This window comes from Natronorubrum sulfidifaciens JCM 14089 (assembly GCF_000337735.1).
GTDB classification, from domain to species: domain Archaea; phylum Halobacteriota; class Halobacteria; order Halobacteriales; family Natrialbaceae; genus Natronorubrum; species Natronorubrum sulfidifaciens.
Genome location: NZ_AOHX01000043.1, coordinates 135357 through 155548 on the forward strand (window position 1 = coordinate 135357; position 20192 = coordinate 155548).

General features: G+C 63.0%; 23 protein-coding genes and 1 tRNA gene. 16 read left to right on the forward strand and 8 right to left on the reverse strand.

Annotated features, from left to right (window positions below; all coding sequences use genetic code 11):
• Positions 1-61 precede the first annotated feature (61 nt).
• The 4 genes from C495_RS13605 (at position 62) to C495_RS13620 (ending at position 2620) form a co-directional block, all read left to right on the forward strand.
• Positions 62-676, forward strand: coding sequence for a CBS domain-containing protein (locus C495_RS13605; protein ID WP_008163871.1), 615 nt, complete (start codon positions 62-64; stop codon positions 674-676).
• A 142-nt stretch (positions 677-818) separates the two neighbouring features.
• The gene (locus C495_RS13610; protein WP_008163873.1) at positions 819-2045 is read left to right on the forward strand and encodes a phosphoglycerate kinase; all 1227 of its coding nucleotides are present in this window, start codon (positions 819-821) and stop codon (positions 2043-2045) included.
• The gene (locus tag C495_RS13615; RefSeq protein WP_008163875.1) at positions 2011-2535 is read left to right on the forward strand and encodes a GNAT family N-acetyltransferase; all 525 of its coding nucleotides are present in this window, start codon (positions 2011-2013) and stop codon (positions 2533-2535) included. Before C495_RS13610 ends, C495_RS13615 begins: the two co-directional genes overlap by 35 nt.
• Positions 2536-2546: 11 nt before the next feature.
• Positions 2547-2620: transfer RNA gene (locus tag C495_RS13620), tRNA-Thr, on the forward strand.
• Between the two features lie 347 nt (positions 2621-2967).
• On the opposite strand, the gene C495_RS13625 is transcribed toward C495_RS13620, so the two are convergent.
• Positions 2968-4086 carry a hypothetical protein gene (locus tag C495_RS13625; protein WP_008163876.1) on the reverse strand — a complete coding sequence of 373 codons (1119 nt, stop codon included), beginning with the start codon at positions 4084-4086 and terminating at the stop codon, positions 2968-2970.
• Positions 4087-4441: 355 nt separating this feature from the next.
• Positions 4442-5068: a universal stress protein gene (locus C495_RS13630; RefSeq protein WP_008163878.1), complete on the reverse strand. Its 627-nt coding sequence runs from the start codon at positions 5066-5068 to the stop codon at positions 4442-4444.
• A gap of 170 nt (positions 5069-5238) precedes the next feature.
• Between C495_RS13630 and C495_RS13635 the strand changes: the two genes are divergently transcribed.
• Both C495_RS13635 and C495_RS13640 read left to right on the forward strand, forming a co-directional pair.
• Positions 5239-6837 (forward strand): long-chain-fatty-acid--CoA ligase, encoded by a 1599-nt coding sequence (locus C495_RS13635; RefSeq protein ID WP_008163881.1) that lies wholly within the window; start codon positions 5239-5241, stop codon positions 6835-6837.
• Complete coding sequence (locus tag C495_RS13640) at positions 6837-7637, forward strand: enoyl-CoA hydratase-related protein (protein ID WP_008163884.1); 801 nt, start codon at positions 6837-6839, stop codon at positions 7635-7637. The genes C495_RS13635 and C495_RS13640 overlap by 1 nt, the downstream gene beginning before the upstream one ends.
• A gap of 54 nt (positions 7638-7691) precedes the next feature.
• On the opposite strand, the gene C495_RS13645 is transcribed toward C495_RS13640, so the two are convergent.
• Positions 7692-8147, reverse strand: coding sequence for a dCTP deaminase/dUTPase family protein (locus C495_RS13645; protein ID WP_008163886.1), 456 nt, complete (start codon positions 8145-8147; stop codon positions 7692-7694).
• A 135-nt stretch (positions 8148-8282) separates the two neighbouring features.
• Here C495_RS13645 and C495_RS13650 point away from each other — a divergent pair, with 135 nt between their 5' ends.
• Positions 8283-9104 (forward strand): MOSC domain-containing protein, encoded by an 822-nt coding sequence (locus C495_RS13650; RefSeq protein ID WP_008163888.1) that lies wholly within the window; start codon positions 8283-8285, stop codon positions 9102-9104.
• A gap of 53 nt (positions 9105-9157) precedes the next feature.
• Here the strand turns inward: C495_RS13650 and C495_RS17690 are convergent, their stop codons facing one another.
• Entirely contained in the window at positions 9158-9289 is a 132-nt protein-coding gene (locus C495_RS17690) for a rubrerythrin-like domain-containing protein (protein WP_008163890.1), read from the reverse strand.
• 150 nt (positions 9290-9439) lie between these two features.
• A complete protein-coding gene (locus C495_RS13655) occupies positions 9440-10642 on the reverse strand; it encodes an MFS transporter (protein ID WP_049890358.1) in 1203 nt (400 codons plus the stop codon).
• Positions 10643-10842: 200 nt separating this feature from the next.
• Between C495_RS13655 and C495_RS13660 the strand changes: the two genes are divergently transcribed.
• Positions 10843-11025: a DUF7501 family protein gene (locus tag C495_RS13660; protein WP_008163894.1), complete on the forward strand. Its 183-nt coding sequence runs from the start codon at positions 10843-10845 to the stop codon at positions 11023-11025.
• 123 nt (positions 11026-11148) lie between these two features.
• Here the strand turns inward: C495_RS13660 and C495_RS13665 are convergent, their stop codons facing one another.
• Positions 11149-11616 carry a hypothetical protein gene (locus tag C495_RS13665; protein ID WP_008163896.1) on the reverse strand — a complete coding sequence of 156 codons (468 nt, stop codon included), beginning with the start codon at positions 11614-11616 and terminating at the stop codon, positions 11149-11151.
• A 112-nt stretch (positions 11617-11728) separates the two neighbouring features.
• On the opposite strand from C495_RS13665, the gene C495_RS13670 reads away from it, so the two are divergent.
• The 6 genes from C495_RS13670 (at position 11729) to purM (ending at position 16891) form a co-directional block, all read left to right on the forward strand.
• Complete coding sequence (locus tag C495_RS13670) at positions 11729-12118, forward strand: SHOCT domain-containing protein (RefSeq protein ID WP_008163897.1); 390 nt, start codon at positions 11729-11731, stop codon at positions 12116-12118.
• Positions 12119-12194: 76 nt separating this feature from the next.
• Positions 12195-12974 (forward strand): HAD-IIA family hydrolase, encoded by a 780-nt coding sequence (locus C495_RS13675; protein ID WP_008163900.1) that lies wholly within the window; start codon positions 12195-12197, stop codon positions 12972-12974.
• Between the two features lie 84 nt (positions 12975-13058).
• Positions 13059-13307 (forward strand): glycine zipper 2TM domain-containing protein, encoded by a 249-nt coding sequence (locus C495_RS13680; RefSeq protein WP_008163902.1) that lies wholly within the window; start codon positions 13059-13061, stop codon positions 13305-13307.
• Between the two features lie 116 nt (positions 13308-13423).
• A complete protein-coding gene (locus C495_RS13685; protein ID WP_008163904.1) occupies positions 13424-15196 on the forward strand; it encodes a TraB/GumN family protein in 1773 nt (590 codons plus the stop codon).
• Positions 15193-15825, forward strand: coding sequence for a zinc metalloprotease (locus C495_RS13690; protein ID WP_008163906.1), 633 nt, complete (start codon positions 15193-15195; stop codon positions 15823-15825). Before C495_RS13685 ends, C495_RS13690 begins: the two co-directional genes overlap by 4 nt.
• 70 nt (positions 15826-15895) lie before the next feature.
• Positions 15896-16891 carry a phosphoribosylformylglycinamidine cyclo-ligase gene (gene purM / locus C495_RS13695; RefSeq protein ID WP_008163907.1) on the forward strand — a complete coding sequence of 332 codons (996 nt, stop codon included), beginning with the start codon at positions 15896-15898 and terminating at the stop codon, positions 16889-16891.
• A gap of 74 nt (positions 16892-16965) precedes the next feature.
• Here the strand turns inward: purM and C495_RS13700 are convergent, their stop codons facing one another.
• Positions 16966-17388, reverse strand: coding sequence for a universal stress protein (locus C495_RS13700; RefSeq protein WP_008163908.1), 423 nt, complete (start codon positions 17386-17388; stop codon positions 16966-16968).
• Positions 17389-17569: 181 nt separating this feature from the next.
• Here C495_RS13700 and C495_RS18145 point away from each other — a divergent pair, with 181 nt between their 5' ends.
• A complete protein-coding gene (locus tag C495_RS18145; protein WP_008163909.1) occupies positions 17570-17737 on the forward strand; it encodes a hypothetical protein in 168 nt (55 codons plus the stop codon).
• Between the two features lie 220 nt (positions 17738-17957).
• On the opposite strand, the gene dpsA is transcribed toward C495_RS18145, so the two are convergent.
• Positions 17958-18503: a DNA starvation/stationary phase protection protein DpsA gene (gene dpsA, locus C495_RS13705; RefSeq protein WP_008163910.1), complete on the reverse strand. Its 546-nt coding sequence runs from the start codon at positions 18501-18503 to the stop codon at positions 17958-17960.
• 202 nt (positions 18504-18705) lie between these two features.
• Here dpsA and C495_RS13710 point away from each other — a divergent pair, with 202 nt between their 5' ends.
• A complete protein-coding gene (locus C495_RS13710; RefSeq protein ID WP_008163911.1) occupies positions 18706-20175 on the forward strand; it encodes an aldehyde dehydrogenase family protein in 1470 nt (489 codons plus the stop codon).
• Positions 20176-20192 lie beyond the last annotated feature (17 nt).

Here is a 20192-nt window from a genome sequence, read left to right on the forward strand (position 1 = left end):
TGCGAGTTTGCTTAAGTGTAGCGGGGGTAGCTTTTAGCCTGTCTGTGGTAATGATTAACATATGGAATCGGAACTGTCCGTCAGGGATATCTTGGCGACTGAATACGTCGGCGTGAGCGAGTCGGACACCGTTCGCGGTGCAGTCGAACTCATGCGCGAGGAACGAGCGAGTTGCGTGCTCGTCGTCCGCGGCAGCGACCCGGTCGGTATCATGACCGAGTGGGACGTCCTCGGCGTCGTCGCCGACGACCACAAGCCGGACGAGACGACCGTCGGCGACGTGATGACGTCGCCGGTGATCTCGTTCGGGCCCGACCGAGCGCTCACCGACGCCGCCAGCACGATGGCCAGAGAGAACATCCGAAACATCGTAATCGAAGACGACGACGGTGTGCTGGGACTGGTGACCCAGCGGGACGTCATCGCTGCAGCGGGCTCGTTTCAGGCCACGATGACGCCGACGCGCTCGAACGGCCCACTCGAGGGCGAGCGGCCGGCTGACGACCGCCAGTCCCGGTCGAGTGCCGCCGCCGGCGACGAGTTCGAGTCGCCAGTGATGACGAACGGCGGTGACGAGTACACGACACAGGGGGTCTGTGAGGCCTGTGGCTCGCTTGCGGACTCGCTGTGGGAGTCGAACGGACAGCTCGTCTGTGCGGATTGCCGGACCGTGTAATCGACCGCTCGTGGTCACACCCCTCTACGACACCGTGTGTCTGTTCCGACATGACTGTGCCACAGTTGGTCCGTGATAGCAGTTACCGATCGTGATTTCTCCGATAGAAAGACCTTTCGGGGGTCGCGGTGGACTGTCGATAATGACCGATACCCTCGACGACCTCAACGTCGAAGGGACCACCGTCGGCGTCCGCATCGACGTCAATAGCCCAATCGGAGACGACGGCATGCTCGCCGACGATGCCCGACTACGCGCCCACGTTGACACGCTCTCGGAACTGATCGAGCGTGGCGGCCGGGTGGCCGTCCTCGCCCATCAGGGCCGTCCCGGCGGTGACGACTTCGTCACCCTTGAATCGCACGCCGATCGACTCTCGAAACTGCTCGACCATCCCGTCGACTACGTCGACGCCACGTTCAGCAAGGCCGCCCGCGAGGCCGTTTCGAACCTCGAGAACGGCGACTGCGTCGTCCTCGAGAACACGCGCTTTTACAGCGAGGAGTACATGGAGTTCGAACCCGAGCGAGCCGCTCAAACCCATCTCGTAACGGGGCTGGCACCGGTGCTCGACGCCTACGTCAACGACGCCTTCGCCGCGGCCCACCGCTCGCAGCCGTCGCTCGTCGGCTTTCCAACCGTCCTCCCCGGCTACGCCGGTCGCGTGATGGAATCCGAACTCGACACGCTCGGCACAATCGAAGAGACGCCCGAGCCCCGAATCTACGTCCTTGGGGGTGCGAAAGTCTCCGACTCGATCGACGTCGCCTGGAGCGTTCTCGAGAAGGGGCTGGCCGACCACGTCCTCACGACGGGCGTCGTCGGCAACGTCTTCCTCATCGCCGACGGCGTCGACCTTGGCGATGCGAGCTCCGATTTCATCTACGATCAGGGCTACTGGGACGAGATCGACCGCGCCGCCGACTTACTCGACGCCTACGGCGAACGGGTCGCGCTGCCACGTGACGTCGCCGTCGAACGCGACGGCCAGCGACACGAACTCGGCATCAACGCCTTGCCGCCACAGGACGACGAGGCCGCGATGGATATCGGGAGTTCGACGCTCGCTTACTACAGGCGCTTGCTCGAGGATGCGGGCACAGTGATCCTCAACGGGCCCGCCGGCGTCTTCGAAGACGAGGCTTTCGAGAAAGGGACCCGAACGCTCTACAACGCAGCGACGGACGTCGAGACGAGCATCGTCGGCGGCGGCGATACGGCCTCGGCCCTGCGTCAACTCGGTGTCGAGGGCTTCTCCCACGTCAGCACTGGTGGCGGTGCCGCGTTACGAATGCTCACCGCGGAACCGCTTCCCGCGGTCACGGCCCTCGAGAATGGCCCCACACACCAACAGCCAGCCGACGATTGAGCATGCGACCCACGGCGACATCGACGCCGTCGCGGACTGTTGGGTTCGTCTCGCTCGAGACCAGCGAGCGTACGGCTCGGTCGTCTGCGCCGATGACAACCGGGCGACGATGCGGGAGACTCTCGCGGCCTATCAGGTCAACGACGGCCTGCTCGTCGCCCGCGTCGACGGCCACCTCGTCGGCTTCGCCTCGTTTACCGTCGAACACGGCACGCTCGATCTCGATGTCACACGCGGCCACCTGTCGAACATCTACGTCGAGCCGAACTATCGCGGCCGTGGCATCGGCACCGCGTTGCTCGAGGCGGTCGAGGACGCGCTGGCCGACCGTGGGGTAGAGGCACTCGCCCTCGAGGTGATGGCCGACAACGAGGCGGCACGCCGGTTTTACGCTCGACAGGGGTACGACACCCACCGGGTCACAATGGCACGGTCGCTCACGGAGACGGCGTCGTCGAAAAACGATACACACTCAAAGGAGGACCACTAATCGAAGACTGCGCCAGGGGAGCATGGGTGGTTCATGCACTCGACTTGTAATCGAGACTCCCGGGGTTCAAATCCCCGCCCTGGCTTGAGACGGATTGCTGTCCCGATGTTCCACCGATCGCCACACGGGTTGGCGATCGGCGGAACGTAACTCCAGGAACCCGTATGAGACGTTTTCGTTGACACTGAAAGGGAGTGACGACCTCAGGTACTGCCCACGACTTCGCGAGGTCGTCACTGGTGGTGTCTCAGTCAGCTGTGAAAGACGAGGGCCGATATCTCAGAGTGAGAACGCCATTCGTGGCAACGACTGGTGTTCTACCCCCGCCCTCTGTGAGAACGTGATAGACTGTGATAATTCTACAGCCAAAGCATGTTGGGTGAGTTGCCGTTGGGCGGGCGGTCGGCGGATATCCGACTCGCTCGAGGCGAGTCAGAGGAATTCAGTCTCGAGGTCATCGCCGTCGGGGTCGATACCGGGAACGATCGTGTCCCACAGCGGGTCTGACGTGACCGTCCCATCGCCCGTAATCACCCACGGGATGAGCTGGCAGAAATCACAGCGACCGCTGGCGACGGCGAGCGTCGCCGTATCCGACGCACCCGAGACGTCGCTCACGTCGAGCAGTCGATCAGCCTGACTGAGCCACCAGACGACGCGCTCGAGGTTCTCGTCCGGATCAGTGACATCGACCTCGAGTGTTGTCCCCTCGGGACTGAGTTCGAGGGTTCCTGGCTCCGGCCGTGTCGCGTCGATCGTGGGTGACTCGAGTCCGTCCGGTGTGACGGTGACTGTCCAGTTCGCCCGGTACTGCTCGCCATCGACGTCGACGCCGGCAACGACTTCGTAGGACTCCTCATGCGCGTCGTTGTCGTCGGTTTCGAACGTCTCCTGCCAGTAATGGGCGTCCTGTTCGACGTAGTAGACGCCCTGCCACGGATCTGCCAGCGTATCGCCGACGTTCTCGCCGTCGATCCACCACGTGGTCGTCTGGCCGGCATCGGGCTCGACGGCCCCGACTTCGAAGTGAACCGTCGTCTCCGACTGGACGGCCAGTTCGGGGTCGGGAAACTGCAGTTCAGAATTCAGTTCGTTGGTCGGGCGGAGGCGAACGGTCCGTTCGTCGGCGTCGCCGTTGATTTCGGCCCGGACCGTCACCTCGTCGTCGTCCGAGACGGGTTCGGTTCGGTAGCTCGAGGGAAACGGCCGTTCGCGCTCGCCGGGACCGATGGTGAGCGTGACGTTCCCCACCGGCTCGCCATCGACGAAACACTCGAGCGTCGGCCGGATCGCCTCATCGGTCAGGTTCTCAATCTCGACGGTCCACTCGAGGAGGGCTCCGCCGGTAATCTCGTCCGGGAGTTCGACGATGCGGACGGAGACTGGTGTCTCTTCGCCGTCGGCAGAGCCAGTGTCAGCGTCGGTGTCGGATGCACCCTCGTCTGCGGTGGTGGTGTCGGCTGTGTCGTCGCCGAGCGTTGCGGTCCCGACGGCCGCAGCCGGAACGAGGCTCCCTACTGTAACCGCTCGGAGAAGCGTTCGCCGATTCACGTCTCAACCCTCATACCGACTCTCAATCCGAAATCACAGCATAAGTGCGTGCCATCGTTGTCCAGTCAAATTGGACATTGGAAACGCATGAACACTCCAGTCGTTCCGATGGTAGAGCTTACAGGACTGTTGTGTCCGCATAACGCCGAGGCGACCGTTCCACGCTCGGCGACTCGAGCGACGTTCGAGCGACACGGACATCGAACAGCGACAGGACGCGAGAGCGACGGAAAAAGCGACACCTATAGTAGCCACTGAACGTCAGTGCACACCTGACCGCACGATGGCTGTGCGGTCAGTGTGTAAATCGGTTCAGTTGTTACTATAGAGCCGATCGGACGATCGTTCGTGCTGCCTACTCGGCACATCTCGCGATCCGCGCGTCCCCCGAGAGCGCGTCGACGTGGACGTGGACAGTCAACCCGTCGGTTTCGAACGGGACGATCCACGAGGCGCTCGTTCGGTGTGGGTCCTCGAGCACCGTTGGCTCGTCCGCCCTGACCGCGTCGGCCTCGGCTGCGAGGGTCTTGCGGGCGATCCGTTCGGCCTCGGCGGCGTCGGTGATCCGTATCTCGTCGGTCAGGCGGACGGTCACGACCGGGACGTCGGCCATGCGGACGACGCGTTCGGTGACACTGCCGACCAGCACCCGATCGAGGCCGGTTCGGCCCTGTGTCCCCATGACGATCATGTCGACGTCGTGGTCGTCGGCGTACGCGAGGATTTCCTCGTGCGGAACTCCCTGTTCGACCGCCGTGACGGCCTCCACGCCGTCTCGAGTCGCTTCGGCCTCGATCCGTTCGACAGCGCGGTGGGCGGCGGGCGTCGCGGCGTCGTTCTGGAGCGTCCCGAGCGGGCCTTCGGGCACGACCGAGAGGGCATGAATCGTCGCCCCGAACCGGTCAGCGATCGTCAGCCCGTGGGTGATGGACTGGCGCGTTCCGTCGCTCCCGTCCGTCGGAACGAGGACGTTCTGATACATTACTGCGGCGTTAGGAGCACGGACGTAATAGCGTGCCGGCTACATTCGAACGGCACTCGCAGACGACTCCCGTGTCCCAGAACCGGATCGGTACTCTCCTCGAGAACCGGGCAATCTCGATACCATTTGGTAATTCTTTTCACGATGTATGCAAACGTAGCTCACGTCGCATGACAAATCTTGTCACAAATCTCGCGGCCGCCGTCGATGAGTACGGTGGAAATACCGCGATCGGCTATCAGGGGACCGAAACGAGTTACGAGGAGTTCTGGGGGCAGACGGGTGCCTTTGCCACTGCGCTTGCAGAACACGGCGTCGGAGCCGGTGATCGGGTCGCGATCTATCTGCCGAACGTGCCGCCGTTTCTGATCGCGTTCCACGGGACGCTTCGCGCCGGTGGGGCCGTCGTTCCGATGAATCCGCAGTACAAAGCCCGCGAGATCGGCCACCTGCTCGGCGACAGCGAGGCCGCAGTCGTCGTCGCGTTGGCCGATCTGGTCCCGTTCGTCAACGCGGTCAAAGACGACACGAGCGTCGAACACGTCGTCAGCGTTGGTGGCGAGGCGGAGGGCGCAACCGCGCTCGAGGACTTCCTCGAGCCCGGCGATCCCGATATCGTCGAGCGAGCCGACGACGACGTGGCGGTACAGCCCTATACGTCAGGAACGACTGGCCAACCCAAGGGCGTCCAGCTCACCCACAAGAACCTCGCCTCGAACGCCCAATCCGCAGCCGAGCTCATCCCCGACGGGATTCGATCGGACGACAAACAGCTCGGCGTCCTCCCGCTGTTTCACATCTACGGCATGACCGTCGTGATGAACTCGACGCTGTTCAACGGCGGGGCGTTCTACCCGCTGCCGTCGTGGGACGCACAGGAAGCCGTCTCGGTGATCGAAGACGAGGAACTGACGCTGATGCACGGCGTCCCGGCGATGTACAACGACATCATCAACCAGCCGAACGCCGAGGCGTTCGACCTCTCGTCGCTACGGCTGTGTGGCGTCGGCGGTGCCGGCATCCCGGTCGAGGTACTGCGTCGATTCGAAGAACTGTACGAGCCGAAGCTCTACGAGGGCTACGGGCTGACCGAGACGAGCCCGGTCACGCACTTCAACAGCCCGGTCAAAGGCCGCCGCGTCGGCAGCATCGGCAAGACCGTCCCCGGCGTCGACTCGCGGGTCGTCACGGACGCGTTCGAGGACGTCCCACCGGTCGAGGACGGGCCAGTCGACGAGGACGAGGCGAATCTCGACGAGATCACCGGCGAAATCGTCGTCGCCGGGCCGAACGTCATGAGCGGCTACTACGGGCTGCCCGAGGCCAACGAGGCAGCGTTCACCGAGGACGGCGGCCGAACGTGGTTCCACACGGGCGATCTGGGTTATCGCGACGAAGACGGCTTCTTCTACGTCGTCGACCGGGAGAAACACATGATCGTCACCGGCGGCTACAACGTCTACCCGCGGGAGGTCGAGGAGTTGCTCTTCGAGCACGAGGCGGTCGCCGACGCCGCCGTCGCCGGGATACCCGACGAGCGCCGCGGCGAAACCGTCAAAGCGTTCGTCGTCCCCACGCCCGACGCCGACATCACCGAAGCCGAACTCAAGGAGTACTGCCTGACGAATCTCGCGGAGTACAAACACCCGCGTGAGATCGAGTTCGTCGAGGAACTCCCGCGGACGACGACCGGCAAAGTCCAGAAGTTCAAACTCCGCGAACGAGAGGAGCGTGCGGAGGGCACGGAGCCGGAAACGGAGGCCGAGTGATGGCGCTCGGTGAGGCAGTCCAACTCGAGATCAAGGCAGATGGGCCGGCGACCATCACGCTCGATCAGCCGGACCGCCGGAACGCCCTTTCGGAGGCGATCGCCACCGGCATCTCGGAAGCCTTAGACGAGATCGAGGGCAGCGACGCCCGCTGTGTCCTCCTCGAGGGATCGGGCGGCTCGTTTTCGGCCGGCGGCGATATCGAGCGGATGGTCGAGGGGATTCAGCGTGACGTGCCGATCGACGAGCGCGTGCGCGCCCTCGAGCGGTCGACGAACGAACTGATCGGTCGGCTGGTGTCGGTTCCCATTCCGACGATTGCGCTCGTCGACGGAGCTGCCGTCGGCGCTGGCGCGAACCTCGCACTCGCGTGTGACATGCAACTGGCGAGCGAACGGGCCGCGTTCGGCTTCGTCTTCCGACAGGTCGGGCTGAGCGTCGACGCCGGCACCTCCTACCTGCTCCCGCGCGTCGTCGGCGAGAACGTTGCCAAAGAACTCGTCCTCACGGGCGACATTATCGGGGCCGATCGGGCACACGAGCTCGGCCTTGTAAATCACGTTTATGATACCGATGAGTTCGACGAGGCCGTCGAGACGTTCGTCGAGAAAATCGTCTCCGGTCCGCCGGTCGCGTTGCGCCACGCCAACCGACTGCTCGGTGAGGGCCTCGAGAAATCCCTCGAGCAGGCACTCACCGATGAAGCGGTCGCACAGGGGATCGCCTTCGCGACGGACGATCACGAGGAGGGTGTGACTGCGTTCTTCGAAGATCGCGAGCCCGAGTACGAGGGTCGCTGACGACACCGGCGACAGCCGACTCGAGCGCGGGCAGACCGGGAGGTCGGGACCGTCTCACTCGGTCGGGTCACCACGAGTGCCGGTTGAAACCAGCGTCGACACCCGCGCGTTCTCCTTGAGTGAGAGGCCGCCACCGGCAACTGACAGCGGCAACAACGGCAGGTGATCACGGACCTGTACCGAGGGATGGGAGCCGCCGCGGGCGAGCAGTTCGTTTCGCGGCTGGAGCAAGAGCGGCTCGTCGAGGCCGGTCAGAAACTCGTTGTGCTGGATGACGTACTGGCCGCCCTCGAGGTGCCACCAGCCGAACTCGTCGTCCGGGTTTCGAGGGTCGGTCGCCACCGGCTCGAGGTCGGCGTCCTCGAGTTCGTCACCGCCGAAATCGAGTCGGCCGGGGGCGGCGACCTCGTACACTGCGCTGACGGTCAGATCGATGCCATAGTCGTGAACCTGCGTCGGTTCGTACACGAGGTTATCGACGGCGTCGGCGAGTGGATTTTCGGCAGACATTTCGGTTGCCCTGACGGTTTCGAGTGGCAAAAACGTGGTCCTCGAGCGGTCGGGTGATCGTCCGTTCGAACCGTCCCGACTCGAGAGCCGACAGAACGGATACACATATGCACCGCCGACGCGACGGCACGCACAATGGCACAGCTCGAGTCCATCCGTGTCTATCCGATCAAGTCTCTCGACGGGGTTACGGTCTCCGAGGCCGAGATCGTCGAAAACGGCGGCCTGTCGTGGGATCGACGGTACGCGATCGTCGAACAGTCGCCGAAGTCGGCGACAGGGGCCGAGCCGAGCGGTCGGTACGTCAACGGGAAACGAGAGCGACGGGTCCACGGCCTCGAGGCGACGTACGATCTCGAGCGCGAGACGGTCACCGTCGGCGAACGTGACGGCGACGAGCGCCACACGTTCCACCTCGACCTCGATCGGGACGGACTCACCGCTTGGCTCTCGGAGTTTTTCGGCTACCCGGTCGATCTCGTCCGCGACGACGAGGGTGGGTTTCCGGACGACACGGACGCCTCGGGACCGACGGTGATCAGCACGGGTACGCTCGAGGCGGTCGCCGGGTGGTATTCGGGGATCGACGCCGTGGAGATGTGTCGGCGGTTACGCCCGAATCTGGTTCTCGACGCGCCTGCGTTCTGGGAGGACCGCCTCTACGAGGCACCCGGTCGGGTCGTCCCCTTCGACCTCGGTGCGACCACACTGCAGGGAGTCAATCCGTGTCAGCGGTGTGTCGTTCCGACGCGAGACCCCGACACGGGCGAATCGACCGACGGGTTTCGAGAAACGTTCGTCGAGCGGCGAGCGGCGACCCTGCCCGAGTGGGCCAGCGAGGACTGGTTCGACCACTACTTCCGACTGATGGTCAACACACACGTCCCCGACGCTTCGCAGGGGGCGACACTCAAAGCCGGCGACGCCGTCACCGTCGGCGAGAATCGACACCAGTAACCCGTACGACACATCCGACGAGGTCGCCCTCAAGACGAGCACAGGCGGGTGGCCTACGACCGGATCAGTTCGGTGTTTCGCATCTCGCCCCCGCAGCGCTGGCACGTACTGAGGAGTGCATCCGCGACCGTCTCCCGGCGGCGACAGACGACACACTCGTACTCGAGTGGTTCAGCAACAGACATGATACCGTGTATGTGTTGAGGTATGTTAACTCTTTCCGTGGTAACTCGGCAGATCGACCGGGTGTGACGGTTCGAGCGTACGACTGACTACTGTCTGTCCGTGCCGGTGTGATCCTGTGTGCGATTTCGCCGGGACCGAAGTCTGTCTGCCTACTCGAGGAGCCAGAGCACTGCTCCGAGTCCCGTCGCAGCAATGATCGTGGCTGCAAGCAGCCAGAACGCGGTCCGGAAGCCGGCCGTTTCAGAGAGCGTACCGACGATTGCAGGCGCAATCGCTCCCGAACCCATCAGCAGTGTTCGGACCACCCCAAGCCCGCCGCCGGCGATGTCATCGGGGATCATCGACATCAGATACGCTCCTCGAACGGGTCGAAAGCCGTGTGCACCGATTCCGACGGCAACGAGTGCAGCGCCGAGCACGACCGGCCCGACTGTTCCTGTCAGCGAGATAAACGTGACCAGTGCAAGCGAGGCGAGCCCGAGCGTTGCGGTGATGATCGGGAGTCGACCGATTCGGTCGCTGAGATCTCCCGTGACGAGCTGGACCAGACTCGCCAGAAAGAGCGCGCTGTAGAGCACGCCTGCGACGGCGTCCGTCAGCCCGGCTTCCTGCGTGAGATACAGCGGGGCGAACGCGACGAACCCATTGTACGTGAACGAAAACAGGACCGTCAGGAGTGCAAACACCGAAAATCGCCAGTCTCGAAAGAGCGTGACGTACTGGCCAACGCCGGCTGTCGACGTCGTCGACACGGCGCCGCCGTCGGACTCACTCGGCAGGCGTTGTGGAACACGGACCCGGAACAGTACGGCGAGACCGACACCAGCGAGACCGGTGAGCAGAAAGATGAGTCGCCAACTCTCACCGAACGCAAACGAGATGCCCGCAACGACGACCACCGCCGCAGGCGCGACCACACCGCCGAACGCACCGAACGTATCGAGGACGCCGAGCGCCCGCCCCGTTCGAGACGGGTACGCTCGAGACAGTAGCCGAACGGCGACCGTCTTGTGTGCGCCGGTTCCAGCACCCATAACGAGCATCGCGCCGACGAGGGCGAGAAACGGTGAGTCGACGGTGAGCGCGAGCGAAGCGGTCGCTGCGAGGAGGACGCCAGTGGTGATGACGATGACCGAGCCGAGTCGATCAGCGAGAACGCCGGAGGGAAACTGCATCGCTGCGTAGACGAGCATGAAGCCGGTAAACGCCGTTCCGAGAGCCGCGTTCGAGACGCCGTAGCTCGTCTGGAACGAGCCAAACAGCGGCGGGAACGCGTATCGAAGAAACTTCCCGAGAAACCAGATCGCCGCGGTTACCACGAGCACGTCGTAGTGTGTGACTCGACCGGCCATCGTCCGAATCGACGTGTCGTTCACACTCGATGTAGACCGGTGGAGAACCGAGTACGCACCGATTTGACGACTCGAGTGATCGTCCACCCCGCTCGCACACTCAGAGAAACCCACATACTAATGTGATTAAATACCACACATGTGTACTAGTTCTTAACCGATCAACGTTATATGGGAGTTAGTGCCAGTATCCAGTACCGATGGCAGTGAACACCACCGCGACTTGGAATGATCCGATTAGCTGTCCGTTCTGTGGGGACGAACTCGCCTCACCCGGTGCTGGATTCATCGATCACATCGACGGAAACGCCGACTGTGAAGACGGGTTCGAGCACTGGCGAGCGAACATCGCCGGTGACCTCGCCGGCGAATGGTCCGGCTAGAACCCGCTTATCCCGACCCGCCGACGGCATTTTCCTCCTCTCGGTTGCTTTTCTCTCGATGGGGTCGTGACGCGCCGTCACGTCAGTCAGCGTGTCGCTCGAGAGAGACGATAACAGTCCGTCTCAGTCAAAATCCGGCAGGTCTTCCGGTGGTTCGTACTCGGCTTCCCAGTCGATGTAGTCCGCTTTGAGCACCTCCGAGACGATCTGTCCGAACTCGGTCAGTTCGGCGTTGATCGAAGAGACGGTTCCCCACGTATCGAGTTCGGGGTGGTACTCTCGAGTCTGCCAGTCTTCGGGAATGCCGGGAGCGTGATAGCCGACGCGGTCGGCGAAGTCGTCCCAAAAGAAGTCAAATTCGGCGAAGAGGTCGAGGTCGCGGGCGATGTCGTACGCTCGCGCCTCGAGATCGGCGTCCGCAACCCACACCTCGAACGCTTCCTCCCAAGCACCGTCCTCGAGGAACGCCTGGAGGTCCTCACGGCGGTAGTCGATCTCGGTGCCATCACCGCTGATCGTCGCGTCCTCGTACTCGTTTGGATCGACGAACTCCAGTTCCGGCGGCGCAGGGGGTTCGACCTCGAGTGTCATAGACGGGTGTACGGACGGTTTGCGGATAAGAATTCCCACCCGATCGCTCGACGGTGATCGTCGACTGCGATCGAACCCTACAGTTATTCCCGTCCAGTGTCAACACGTAGTCATGGGGAGTGAGACCGGCAAGAACCGCTACAGCCTCACGGAGATCTTCGCGATCAAGTTCGTCCTCGCCGACATTCTCATTATTGCCGTGTTGTTGTTGGCCGGGCCGTGGTTCGCACTCGCGATCACGGCGTTGCTCGTCGTCAGCGTCTTTCTCGTCTGGTATCTCACCCAGCGTGTCGACCGTGTCGACTCCGACACCGAGACGGCCGCCTCCAGCCGAACGGCGGCCGAACGCGATCCCGTCACGAAACTGCAGGAGCGGTACGCGGCCGGCGACCTCTCCGATGCCGAGTTCGAGGCCAAACTCGAGCGGCTAATTGACGCCAACGAGCGGGCCGACGCTGCCGGAGTCGAGACGGCAGCACTGGACCTCGAGCGCGCCGAATGAATCCGTGTGTCGGTCGTCTCCGTTCGGTTCGCCCCGATCCCAACACTCAATCGCCAGTCGGCCCTAGGGACTCGCAATGACCCAGTACGAGGCCGCGATCCTCGACGTCGACGGCACCATCGTCCGTGGCGAGGAGTTACTGCCAAACGTAACCGACGGGCTCTACGCCCTCGAGGACGCCGGCATCGACCGCCTCCTGTTTTCGAACAATCCGACGCGGGGAAGCGACCACTACGGATCGAAACTCGAGCCGTATGGCATCGAGATCGATCCCGACACCGTGTTGACCTCGGCGACCGTCTCGGCGGCGTATCTCGCGACGAACCATCCCGACGAGCGCGTCTATCTCGTCGGTAGCGATCGACTCGAGGCGATCCTCAGCGAAGCGGCCATCGAAGTGACTGATGACCCCGACGGAGCCGATGTCGTCCTCGGCTCGTTCGATACGGACTTCTCGTACGGCAGCCTCTGGGACGCATTGTGCGCCCTCGAGGACGACGTCCCGTTCTACGGGACCGATCCCGACGCGACGATTCCCGTCGACGACGGAGAAATCCCCGGCACCGGAGCGATCCTCGCCGCGATGGAAGCCGTCGCCGGCCGGGAACCCGACGCGATCCTCGGCAAACCCTCGTCGATCGCTGCCACAGCCGCGATGGATCGCCTCGGTGTTGCTCCCGAGCGAACACTCGTTGTCGGCGACCGACTCGACACCGACATCGCGCTGGGCAGTCGGGCCGGGATGACGACCGCACTCGTTCAGACTGGGGTTACAGATCAGGCCACACTCGAGTCAGCGACGATCCAGCCGGACTACGTCCTCGAGTCGCTTGCCGACGTCGAGACGTTGCTGTAGACAAAGCGGCGACGGAAGGTGGCAGTGCTGCAGACTGTGGATATAAGAGACATATTTATCCGTAATAGTCGCGATAGTCGTCATATGGACCTTCAGAACGCGAAATCCCGTCTCAAACACGTCCTGCTTCGAGCCCGATACGCCGCGATCGGTGCCGCAGCCGGTGCCGCGATCGGTGCCGTCTTCAGTCGAAACGCCGCGAGCACCGGCGGCGCGATCGGCGCACTGATCGGTGCGACGGTCGCAGACACGCGCGACACCGCAAGCGCGCTCCTCGAGGACGCCAGAGAAAACGAGTTCAGTCCACTGTCGACCGACGACGAGCAGAACTGACCCGGCGACTCACGTATCGAACCCGACCGGTAGATGTATACAGCAGTCCCGTGATTGGATTTACTAGTGCTGCGTAGTCCGATACTGGTAAAAGTCCCGACCGAGTTGAATCGCTAATGAGCGATGCAGGCGATGCCGGCGTGCCGGAACCCCCGGAGCCGTCAGCGGACGAGGAGGGGTCTATCCACGTTCTCGGGACGGCACACGTCTCGCAGGCGAGCGTCGACGACGTACACGAAACGATCGACCGGGAAAACCCGGACGTCGTCGCCGTCGAACTCGACGAGGGCCGGTACCGTCAGATGCAAGGCGGCACCCCGGACGACATCGAGGCGAAAGATCTGCTCTCGGGCAACACCGTCTTCCAGTTTCTGGCCTACTGGATGCTGTCTTACGTCCAGTCGCGACTCGGAGAGAAGTTCGATATCGAACCCGGGTCGGATATGCGTGCGGCAATCGAAGCCGCCGAACGCAACGACAGCGGCGTTGCCCTCGTCGATCGAGACATTCAGGTGACGATCCAGCGGTTCTGGCGTCGGCTTTCGTTCACCGAGAAGTTGAAGATGGTCGGTGGACTCGCCCTCGGCGTCACCGACCCGCGAACCATCGGGCTCGCTCTCGGGTCCATCGCCGGACTCGTGGTGGGCCTCGTCTTCGCTGCGTTTCTCGCCCCACTGTTGGGGCTCGGTGAGCTGTTCTTGCTCGGTGTTACCGAGACAACCACCCTGCAGTACGTCGGCGCCGCCGTCGGCGGTGCGCTCGGTGGCGCACTGATCGGGCTGCTCTTTTTGCCCTCCCTCGAGACGACCGGTGAGTCGGCTGGTGGGCTTCTCGATGGCCTTACCATACGGATACTGGCTGGTATCGGTCTCGGGATCAGCGCCTGTCTCGCGTTGGTTACAACCGGAACCTTCGTCGGTCCGTTCTCGGCTGGAAACTTCGAGAGCGCCGGTGTCTACGCGATTCGCGGGACGGTTGGCGTCCTCGCCGGGCTTGGAATCGGCGTCGTCATCGGTGGCCTCCTCGGCCTGCTCCTCGAGGCCGGTGGGAGCGATGTCGAAGATATCGACGAAGTCGACATCGAGGAGATGACCGACGGCGACGTCGTCGCCGCGATGATGGAGGAGTTTCGTCGGTTCAGCCCTCGCGGGGCAAACGCCCTGATCGACGAGCGTGACGCCTATATTGCCCACCACCTTCACGACCTCAGACAACAAGGATACGACGTCGTCGCCGTCGTCGGTGCCGGACACAAAGCCGGGATCGAACGCCATCTCGAGACCCCATCGGGAATCCCCACCCTCGAGTCGCTCTCCGGGACGGCCTCCAAACGCCGGTTCTCGCCGCTGAAAATCGCCGGTTATCTGGTCATGATCGGCTTCCTTGGCTTTTTCTTCCTGCTGATTATGGCCGGCGTACAGGACCTCTTCTTGCTCCAGTTGTTCGCGGCGTGGTTCCTGTTCAACGGCTTTTTCGCGTTCACGCTCGCCCGACTCGCCGGCGCACGCTGGACCAGCGCGGGCGTCGGTGGTGCAATCGCATGGCTGACCAGCATCAACCCGCTGTTGGCCCCCGGTTGGTTCGCCGGCTACGTCGAACTCAGACACAGACCCGTCAACATCCGGGATATCCAGACGCTGAACGAAATCGTCGGCGACACCGACCGCCCGGTAGGCGAGGCCATCTCCGAGATGTTCGAAGTGCCGTTGTTCCGGCTCATCATGATCGTCGCGCTGACCAACATCGGGAGCCTGATCGCGACCCTGTTGTTCCCGATCGTGGTGTTGCCGTGGCTGGCACCGGAGATCGGTGGCGTCGACGCCCTCTTCGGCGAACTGCTCACCGGGGCTGAAAACACCCTCGAGTTACTCAGAGGGCTGCTGGCATGAGCCTTCGAACGCGCCAACGGTCCGAACCGGAGTTGCAGTTCAGCGACAAGGAACTGTTCGACCTCGCGCTGGCGTGGATCACGCTTTCGGTCGCGTTCGCGCTGTTGTTAGCACCGATTCATCGAGCACAACTCAGCGTCGGCTACTTCGGCGCGATGGTCGGGTTAAGTTTCGTCACCGTCGGCGTCGCCTTCCTGCTGCACGAACTCGCACACAAGGTCGTCGCGATTGAGTACGGCCAGATCGCCGAGTTCCGGGCGGATTACCAGATGCTGTTTCTGGCGATCATGAGCGCCCTCGTTGGCTTTCTCTTTGCCGCCCCGGGAGCCGTCTACCACCGGGGTCGGATCACGACGAAACAAAACGGCCACATCGCACTCGCTGGCCCGCTGACGAATCACCTCCTCGCAGTGTTGTTCTTCCCACTTATGGTGTTTCCCGGCCTGCTCGGAACGGTTGGCCATCTCGGCGTGCTCATCAACCTCTTTCTCGCCGCGTTCAACATGATCCCGTTCGGTCCCCTCGACGGGAAGTCGGTCCTCGAGTGGAACAAGCCGGTCTTTGCCGTCGTCTTCGTGATGAGTCTGGTGTTGGTCGTCGGCTTCTATCTGGTGTTCGGACTGTTCTGACACCGGACGGAGCCCACCCGCGGACCGTTCAACCGGTGTTCTTTTGCTCACCCCGGGAGGTCGTTCAGACATGACCGATCCAACGGCCGATGACGCTGAAACGGAACAGCTCACCTACGCCGACACCGGCGTCGACATCGAAGCCAGCGAAGACGCGACGGCAGCGCTGCTCGAGGCCTTCGGCAGCGACCTGATGACCGAGTACGCGGGCCTGCTCGATATCGGCGACCGCTATCTCGCCCTCGCGACCGACGGCGTCGGCACGAAACTCATGGTCGCCGAAGCCATCGATGACTTCTCGACGATCGGCATCGACTGCATCGCGATGAACGTCAACGACCTCGTCGCCGCGGGCGTCGAACCCGTTGCCTTCGTTGATTATCTCGCGATCGACGAACCCGACGACGAACTCACCAACGAGATCGGCGAAGGGCTCGCCGTCGGCCTCGAGGAATCCGGCATGACCCTCCTCGGCGGTGAAACCGCCGTCATGCCCGAAGTCGTCAAAGGATTCGACCTCGCCGGCACCTGTGTCGGCCTCGCCGGCAAAGACGAGATCCTCGAGGGGGAGGCACAGGTCGGTGACGTCCTCGTCGGCTTCGCCTCGAACGGCGTCCACTCAAACGGCCTCACGCTCGCTCGCGAGGCAGTCACACGCAACCACGAGTACACCGACACGTTCCCCCACGACGACGAGCGAACGATCGGCGAGGAACTGCTCCGACCGACGCGACTCTACACGGAGCTGCTCGAGGCGATGCGCGAACACGGCGTTCGGGCGGCGGCCCACATCACGGGTGGCGGCTGGACGAACCTGCTCCGGATGGGCGACAACGAGTACGTAATCGACGATCCGTTCCCGGCCCAGCCGATTTTCGAGTTCATTCAGGACGAAGGAAACGTCACGGACGAGGAGATGCACCGGACGTTCAACATGGGGACCGGGTTCGTCGTCGCCGTCCCCGAAGACCGTGCCGAGGAACTCGTCGCCGACACCGATGGACGGATCATCGGCCACGTCGCGGCGGGTAAGTCGGTCGAGATCCGCGGGCTCTCGCTGACCTGAGCCGGGAGCACGCGACCCAGCCGTTGTGTATGACTTTTTTGGAGGTCGAAACCCGTCGGAGCGTGTAGACCGTATCAGACCGCCTGAACAGGGATCTCAGTGAGACGGATAACCCGCTCAGTGACGCTCCCGAGCGGCGTTCCCCGATCGTTGGTCGCGCCCCGCCGGCCCATCACGATCAGGTCTGTGTCGTGTCGGTCGGCGTGTGACGTAATTTCCACCCAAGGAAGCCCCCGACAGCACTCGGTATCGACCTCGAGGCCGAGCTCCTCCGCACGCGCTTCGACCTCTGCAAGCATCTCGGTCGCCTCGTCCTCGACTTTCTCGTGTTCGGCTTCGACACTGCCGAGTGCTGGCGGTTGTCCGTGACGCCGTTCGTCGACGACGTAGAGACAGACCACCCTTGCGTCGTACTGTGTGGCGAGGTCGAGTCCCTGCTCGATGCCTCGAGCGGCCTGTTCGCTGCCGTCGGTCGGAATGAGGATCGTATCGTACATGTCCGGTTACCAAGGTGATGATTCGAGACGACACGTAGTAAAGCTGGTACCAATTCTCAAAACATAGAAATCAACGCATCGTCACGTGCATCTCGGAACGGCGGGACACGACCGCCGGAACTGCGTATAAAGTTAGGCTCACCAAAACCTTTTTAGATTTAGGCCCGCCTAACAACTCCTAATGGACGTGCCCGCCCGCAGGGAAGATACGACGCCCCACGACGAACCCGACACACCGGCAATGATCGTTACCAGCCACGAAACCCGCCCCGGAAAGCTCGTTTTTACCGAACGCGACAACACTGACGGCTGGATCGCGACGGATTTCGCTGTCGACCTCGAGCGATGACCACGTCGCCGAGACGGAACTGAGTTTTCGTCGGTCGCCCGGAGACGGTTTCCGGCCGACGACGTCACTTGTCGGTGCTCGTGGTTACCGCGTCTCGAGTCGCACACCGCTTGGACCGCGACTGAGCGTGGTGTGGACGTGGACTGCTACGTATCGCGTGGAAGAACCGTGTTATCTGCGCGGTCGAAAAACGATCCGCCAACCGTTGTCGTCCGACTCGTTACTTCGTGGCCTCTTCGAGCACCAGCGTATCGTCCTCGAGGTAGTGCTCGAAGTGGTGGCCGTCTTCCTCGAGCGTGACGAGGATCTCACGCAGGAGTTCAGCGGTGGCGTAGTCGCCAAGGTTTTCGGCGAGTTCGATGCTGTCGCGCATTGACTCGATGATGTCGCCGTACATCTCGAGGTCGTTTTGGAACATCGTCCGGACGTCGTAGACGTCCTCGCCCTCGAACTCGACGGTCGCCCGCCGTTCCTGTGCGGTCGGCCCGGAGACGGGGACACCGCCGAGCGCCTGTGTGCGCTCGGCGATGACGTCTGCGCCTTCCTCGACGTGTTCGTACGACTCTTCTAGGAACTCGTGGAGCGGGAGGAACTCCGCGCCTTCGACGACCCAGTGGTGCTTTTTGAGCTGGTGATACAGTACGTACGCGTTCGCTAGCTCCGTGTTCAGCGCGTCGACGATCTGTTCGGCTTTGTCTTGCTCGAGACGGAGTTCGTTCGCTTCGACGGCATCGGCTTGTTGACGGACGGTCTTCTGGGTGCTCATCGTATCGTATCAGTACACGCGCATTCCACTTAAAGATTCCCCATGACAAAATAATTCTTCGTTGTATGGGAAATCAGATTTCCTCAGAGGGCACTATCTTTTCCGTATCTGCACTCGGTCGACGCTGGTGCTATCATACAACACAATTGTATTTTTTCAGGTATGAGTAAACATTTTTAGTGTGGAGGTTCAAAGCGTTCATATGGCAACGAGAGTCGCACAGCGGAGAGAGCGGATCTACGTCGACGGGGAGTGGCTCGAGACCGAGAGCACGATTTCGGTTTCGGATCTCGCCGACGGTGGCAACTTCGCACAGGTCGCCGCCGCGGACCCGGCGACGGCACACACCGCACTCGAGGCGGCCCACGAGATCAAACCGGAACTGCGCGAGACGACGGTCGTCGAGCGCGCGAAGTGGTGTGAAACGATCGCTGAGGGCCTTCGCGAGCGCGAAGAGGAACTCGCAGAGATCATCGTCCGAGAAGCTGGCAAGCCGATCTCGTCGGCCCGCGGCGAGGTCGAACAGGCCGCGACGCGGTTCGACCGTGCAGCCGAAGAGGCGCGCAACATCGTCAGCAAAGGCGAGTATCGCGAAGGTTCGACCGAGGGCCACGAGGGCTGGCAGGCGATCGTCAAACACGAGCCAATCGGTGCAGTGCTCTGTATCACGCCGTACAACTATCCGCTGGCCACGACGGCATTACAGGTTGCCCCTGCACTCGCCGCCGGCAACAGCGTCCTGCTCAAACCCGCGAGTAAGACGCCGATCTCGGCGGCAGTCCTCGCGGACGTCATCGCCGACGTCGACGGGATTCCGGACGGGGCGTTCAACTTCGTCCCCGGCGAGGCAAGCGAGATCGGGGACCTGCTGTCGGGCGACGACCGCATCAACGCAATCGCGATGACCGGCTCGTCGGGCGCTGGCAAACACGTCGCCCGCGAGAGCGGGATGGTCAACCTGCATATGGAACTCGGCGGCAACGCGCCGGCGATCGTCTTCGACGACGCCGACCTCACCGACGTCGCGGGTAACTGCGCGAAGGGGTCGTTCAAGTACGCCGGCCAGCGCTGCTCGGCCATCTCGCGCGTGCTCGCCCACGAGGACGTCCACGACGATCTCGTCGACCTGATTGACGGCCAGATGGACGCCTGGCAAGCCGGCGACCTCTTCGACGAGGACACCGCGCTCGGCCCACTCATCTCCGAAGATCAGGCCGACTGGGTCGAGGAACTCGTCGAGGACGCCGTCGAGAAGGGAGCCGAAATCGTCCGCGGCGGGACTCGTCGCGCGCCCGAGGGCGTTCCGGATGAACTCGGCAGCCAGTTCTTCGAGCCGACGCTGCTCGCGAACGTCCCCCACGACGCCCGTATCGTCGACGAAGAGCAGTTTGGCCCCATCGCCGCCATCACGACGTTCGAAGACGAGGACGAAGCCCTCGAGATCGCCAACGGCTCCGACCTCGCACTCGACGCGGCGGTCTTTACGAACGACTACAAGCGCGCGATGCGGATGGCCGAGCGCATCGACGCCGGTGCGGTCCGGATCAACGGCGCACCAAGCCACGGGCTCGGCGACGTTCCCTTCGGCGGCAACAAAGACTCCGGCATCGGCCGTGAAGGGCTCGACGCCTCGATCCACGCGATGATGCGCAAGAAGAGCATCGTCCTGTAACCGCCCCCCACTCGAAC